Genomic DNA, 5,414 nt, shown 5'->3' with positions numbered 1-5,414 from the left:
TGATTATCATCAGAAGCGACAAAAATGCCTTCACCACTGCCTTGAGATGGGCCGCCTAATGCGACAGGCGATGACTGACCATCAGTAAAGAGATAGCCGTGTTCATAGCCTTCCCCGGACAAGGGAACATAGGCATACAGCTGGCCATCTTCAGCCATTCCCAGTAACACCGGGTTGTTGGCTTCACCATTAAAGTAGTCTTCAATAATAATACTGGCTTGTGTGTCCCCTTCCTGGATCACGTGCAACGCCTTGCCGACACGAACTAAAGTCACGTTCTCGGGAGCAAAATCGTTGCCTAGATTCTTTAAGACGTATTTATTACCGTGAATTAATTTAACTTTAACTGCATTGTTGGCATTCGCGGTTAATAAACGGGTTTTCCCTTCGCTATTGTTAACAGCCAAAACTATCGTTTTTTCCATAACTTTCTAACTCCATTTGATATTTTAATGATGTTCTAACCTTTGCTCCGTGATGGTTCTCTGGCATCCCTTGGTGGAAACAGATATCGCACGCTACGTGGAGAATTGGTCAAAATGTAGACATCGGACTAATAAAATAACTATCATTGTCGCTGATGAGGGTATCACAAGAGAATAAGAATATTCTGAATAATTCAGGGGCTGCTGATCTTCTGTGGTGAATGATTAGGCTGCATGATGGATGGAGACATTACTTTCTCAACTGCGCTGGGTGCCATGCCGAGAATTTTATCTATTCGTTCAGTTTTATGGTTACCCCGGCTTTAGTCTAAATTACGTGTTAATTCAATAGGTGTTAAATGCAGGCTGTTGTTTTGCTGCATCAGTTCCAAAGACCAATCGACGAAACAGCGTATTCGTGCGGACAAATGCTTTTTACTCGGGTAAATAATATGAATAGGGCGAGGCTTGAAGTGCCATTCAGGTAATACTGGCACCAGTAAGCCGTTGCGCACATAAGATTCGACAGCAAAGGGGGCAGCAGGGCAGATACCTGCGCCCGCCATACAGGCAGTGAGCGCGACGTTGGGATCATCAAATAGCATAGTATCCGGTTCCGGGAGAGTGGCTTGATGCACTCCCTGAGCCAGTTGCCAAACAAAGCGCTCTCCTTCACGGGAGCCAAACCAACTGAGGCGTGGCTGGCAGATAAGATCTTCAGGTGCTCGAATGGGTTTTTCAGACTTCAAAAAAGCCGGTGCTGCGTACAAGCCGAGATAAACATCGGCCACATGCCTGGCGATCATGGATGAATTTTCCAGCTTCCCACCTCTGATGGCACAATCGATTCCCTCTTCAAGCAAATGGCTGATGCGGTCACTACTCCCGAAACGCAGGGTAATATTGGGATACATCTTCTGAAATTTATGGAGATGGGGGGCAATCACCCAGCGCGCAATCGAGGCAAGGGCGTCGACACGGAGATTGCCTTCTGGAACCCGAGTGGTGCCTTTCAGGCTATCCTCCAGTTCGTCGATTTCCCTGAGAATATGACGACATTGCTCAAGATAGGCCCGGCCATCCTCTGTCAGATTCAGAACCCGAGTCGTTCGATGTAGCAGCCTGACGCCTAACGCTGATTCTAAATCAGCAACCCGTTGCGATACCCGCGCTTTGGGCAAATTCAGCATGGCGGCGGCTCGCGTAAAGTTTCCCGAGTCCACCACGGTAATGAAAGTCGCCATCGCTGTCAGCTTGTCCATTGTTCGTAAATCCTGAACAGTTGGTTAAATTTATTGGTCATTCTATTTAAAACTCATCCCAATTAATATCAGCTGCATCCAACTTTGCTTTTACCTCTATGGAGTCAAAACCATGTTCAAGTGCGACCCGTTATCAGGAACCTGTGTTTTACCGGAGACACAAACAGAAAGTGTGCCTGCTATGCTGCAAGAGCAATCTGACGTGAAGGTGCGTTATATTGGTGACCCTATGTGCTCCTGGTGCTGGGGTATTGCGCCAACACTCAAGCAATTGGCCGCATATTGCGCCCAAAATAGACTTGATTTTACCGTGACTGTGGGTGGGTTGCGTGCTGGTGGTGGCGATGAGTGGAATACCACTTTCAAAACATTTTTACGCCACGAATGGGAGCAAATTCAACGTACTACCGGTCAGCCTTTCGGGTTTAGTTTGTTGGAAAGAAGCGACTTCAATTATGACACAGAACCCGCTTGCAGAGCTGTGGTTACCGTGTCGAACCTGCTTTTAAAGCAACCGGATCGCTACAATACCGTTCTGACATTTTTCTCTGACATCCAGCAAAAATTTTATGTTGATGGTTTTGATCCAAAAGAGGTCGAGTTTTACGCTGACCTTTGCCAGAAGGTAGGTATCAGATATGAAGATTTTCGGGCAGAATTTCTTTCTTCACAGGCTATTCAAGCGACGTTGCAACAGTTCGCACTGACTCGCCGTTGGGGGGTACGCGGGTTCCCGAGTATTCTACTGGAACAAAACGGTGAAACCAGTCTGCTTGCCTCCGGTTACATTAGCTATGACGCATTGATTACGCGGCTGGAAGAGGAACTGCAAGGCCCCTCGAATGAGAGACCATCTAGATGAGGATAGACTTTCCCTCTCCCGTAAATGTGAGAGGGAATGGTGTTACCGCCAGGCGGGGTCCTTGGCCAGTGAATAACGACCTGCACCAAGAAACGCCACGGTTAACGAGCTGATAAAGTAATAGACCAGGCTTTCAATCGCCCAAGCACCAACCGCATCAAGTTGGAAGGTTTTACCGGTACCCACCATCAGCCACGCGATAATCATGGTAAATGCCAGCAAAAGTGCCGCTGGGCGGGTCAAGATGCCAACGATAATCAGGCAGGGTGCCACGACTTCACCAATCAGTACGCCATAGGCGATAAAACCGGGAAACCCTTTTGCGATTAGCATACCGCTGATCCCTTCCACGCCGTAAAATAGCTTATGTAATCCGTGGAACAGCATCAGGCCGCCTACCGTAATCCGTAACAGAAGTTTGCCAGCATCTTCATGATTCAGTGATTTATTTACTAAGCCTAACAATGATTTGATCATTTCTGTTTCTTCCTTTTCTTCCACGCAAACATAAATTATGCAGAATAATACCTCTTTACGGGTGGGAGGGTTAGGAAAATTATCAGAAGGTCATTTCTAGCAGTGTATGCCCCTTTTTTGTTGTAAATGAAAAAGAGTGGAGGTCAGGTGGGCTCGGACTCGGGGAGCGAGTAATGATTCGAAACTGAAGGGCAACTGATGCTATCGGCATGTTAGACGTAGCGGTAGAACAGCTTGTTAACTATGTGGTTTTTTGAGAAAAGCCAAAGGATAGCTCGGTTTTTAATCATAGGAACCTCTGCAGATAGTGTGTGAACGGCAGTAATTAGCGGTCAAATGCGATTCGCTTCTAAGGTTTTGTACAATCGTATTCTGAAAATGGCGCATTGCCTGTTAGATGGAACTTCTGTAATCGCCGTTAAATCGGCGCACTTGTCCTATTCATATTGCGCACATTTTTTGAAAAAGAGGCAAAGTCAACGTTCCAGGGTAACAACGCCTCAATTTTTTCCAACGTATCCAGAGGCAGAACAGGACCGCGAGGAAATCGAGGATTCAAATTGTTGCAATGGGTGTAGACGATCTTGGCTGGCATCGAACTGATTCAAATGATACGTAAAGGACGATATCAACCTCAGCAATGTAAGGGATGGTGGCATGTGGAACAATGTTAACGATTGGTTGCCTAACCAAGCGAAATGTGAAACTTTACTAACTTATCTACGCAAATATAATCGAGTGAAAATCAATCAAAGAGAATGAGAGATGATGATCAAAAATGTATTCCTAGGCCTTTTGTTTTGCCTCAGTATGCCTTTAGCAGCGCAGTCTCCCCAGAAACCCGATACCGAGTTGTTATCTCCGGAATCAGTATCCTACAGCCCTAGCCAGGACGTTTATTTTGTTTCAAACATGAACGGCCCTAATGGTGATTTGTCCAATGACGGGTTTGTCAGCAAGATGGCACCCGACGGATCAATTTTGGAATTGAAGTGGATTGAGGGGGGAAAAAACGGGGTCGTACTTCACGCTCCGGCAGGCATGGCGGTAGGGAATAACATATTGTGGATGACCGACTACAATACGGTAAAGGGTTTTGACCTGACCACAAGAGAGTTGGTAGGAGAATACGTCATTCACCAAGCATCTATGCTCAACGATATTGCTATAGATAGCCAAGGCAATTTATACGTTACCGATAGCGGCATCTTGTTCAACCAGGATAAAGAGACCAAAGATAAAAACAAATTTATCCCCACGGGTACAGATGCCATCTACAAAATCGACGGGCAAGGTAAAATTATTCGTTTAGCATCGGGGGTGCATTTAGATAACCCCAACGGCATAGCCATATCCCCCGATGATCACGTCTATTTTGTAACCAAAGGTGGGGGAGTATTCGTGATGCAGAATGACGGTACGGTACAGGAATATATCAAATTGCCCCATGGCCGCCTTGATGGGATCGCATTCTCCAAAACGGGAACATTGTTTGTAACCAGTTGGGCAGGGGAAGGCGTTTATAGGATCAAGGATGGCAAAGTTTCATTGTATGCCGAAAACCTCAGTTCGCCGGCATCTCTTGGCTACGACTCAAAACGGAACACACTGGCCATTCCGCTACTATTGGGAAATCAAGTGTCGCTCATTAGCGCAGGCTGATGAGGTAGCAGCAAAAAACAGATTGTACCGCGTTAAACAATGCTGTGTTCATTTCTGCCATAACGTTTCTACCATAACAACGGCTAAGCGATGGCTAAACGATTTTCAGTATGACGGAATACAGGTGAGTTCCGTCATGCTCTGCTGTTGGCGGAAATTGAGAGCATACACTTGAGATTTTTACAGTGCGTTCACGTCACTCTGTTGGTTGATGGTTTGCCGATTTTGATGTCATTTCAGATCTCCTTTTATTGAAAGTTTTGTCTCTAAAAAAACCGGTGCCTTGAGTTAAATACCAGTTGACTGATTATTTCCCTAACCTCTTTGGGTGCAATGCCCAGAATCTTGGCGATCTGTTCTACTTTTCAGGTCCTTCGCGAAGTGTGCCGAGCCATTTTGGAGAACGGGCCAACTCATCATCCCTTTCGGCCAATTGGCGCTTGACCAGGTATTATTATTTTGCTATCGGATTATTGTTACTTGGCGATAATTGTACATTTGATAGGCATGCCATTATTGCTTAGCGCGCTGCATGGCATTCTTTGAGTCTAATTAAGATTTTTCCTATATAAACAATTATCTCTGTTGTTCTATCTTTGATTCGACTTAAAGCTCGATCGATATGTAATTCGCTCATGGTTGAATATATTTTATTCTGATCATGAGTCGCCATGCGCTAAATAATAGATATTACTGGCATAAACCACCTTGGTTTAAGCAAGTATG

Annotated in this window: 4 protein-coding genes and 1 pseudogene; 2 read left to right on the top strand and 3 right to left on the bottom strand. The window is 45.5% G+C overall.

The annotated features are described in order from the left end of the window. Together IO95_RS17015 and IO95_RS17010 are read right to left on the bottom strand one after the other, a co-directional pair. Positions 1 to 425, bottom strand: a pseudogene (locus IO95_RS17015) (hypothetical protein); the annotation flags it as partial. A 323-nt stretch (positions 426 to 748) separates the two neighbouring features. After that, on the bottom strand, positions 749 to 1,687 hold the full coding sequence (locus IO95_RS17010) for a LysR substrate-binding domain-containing protein (RefSeq protein ID WP_023492416.1): 939 nt from the start codon (positions 1,685 to 1,687) through the stop codon (positions 749 to 751). Positions 1,688 to 1,799: 112 nt separating this feature from the next. Here IO95_RS17010 and IO95_RS17005 point away from each other — a divergent pair, with 112 nt between their 5' ends. Then, on the top strand, positions 1,800 to 2,549 hold the full coding sequence (locus IO95_RS17005; protein WP_023492415.1) for a DsbA family protein: 750 nt from the start codon (positions 1,800 to 1,802) through the stop codon (positions 2,547 to 2,549). A 42-nt stretch (positions 2,550 to 2,591) separates the two neighbouring features. On the opposite strand, the gene IO95_RS17000 is transcribed toward IO95_RS17005, so the two are convergent. Beyond that, positions 2,592 to 3,026: a DoxX family protein gene (locus IO95_RS17000; RefSeq protein ID WP_023492414.1), complete on the bottom strand. Its 435-nt coding sequence runs from the start codon at positions 3,024 to 3,026 to the stop codon at positions 2,592 to 2,594. Between the two features lie 765 nt (positions 3,027 to 3,791). Between IO95_RS17000 and IO95_RS16995 the strand changes: the two genes are divergently transcribed. Beyond that, complete coding sequence (locus tag IO95_RS16995; protein ID WP_037386271.1) at positions 3,792 to 4,688, top strand: SMP-30/gluconolactonase/LRE family protein; 897 nt, start codon at positions 3,792 to 3,794, stop codon at positions 4,686 to 4,688. The last annotated feature ends 726 nt before the right edge of the window (positions 4,689 to 5,414 follow it).

It is taken from the genome of Serratia sp. DD3 (assembly GCF_000496755.2).
This window is presented reverse-complemented; position numbering and strand designations above follow the sequence as displayed.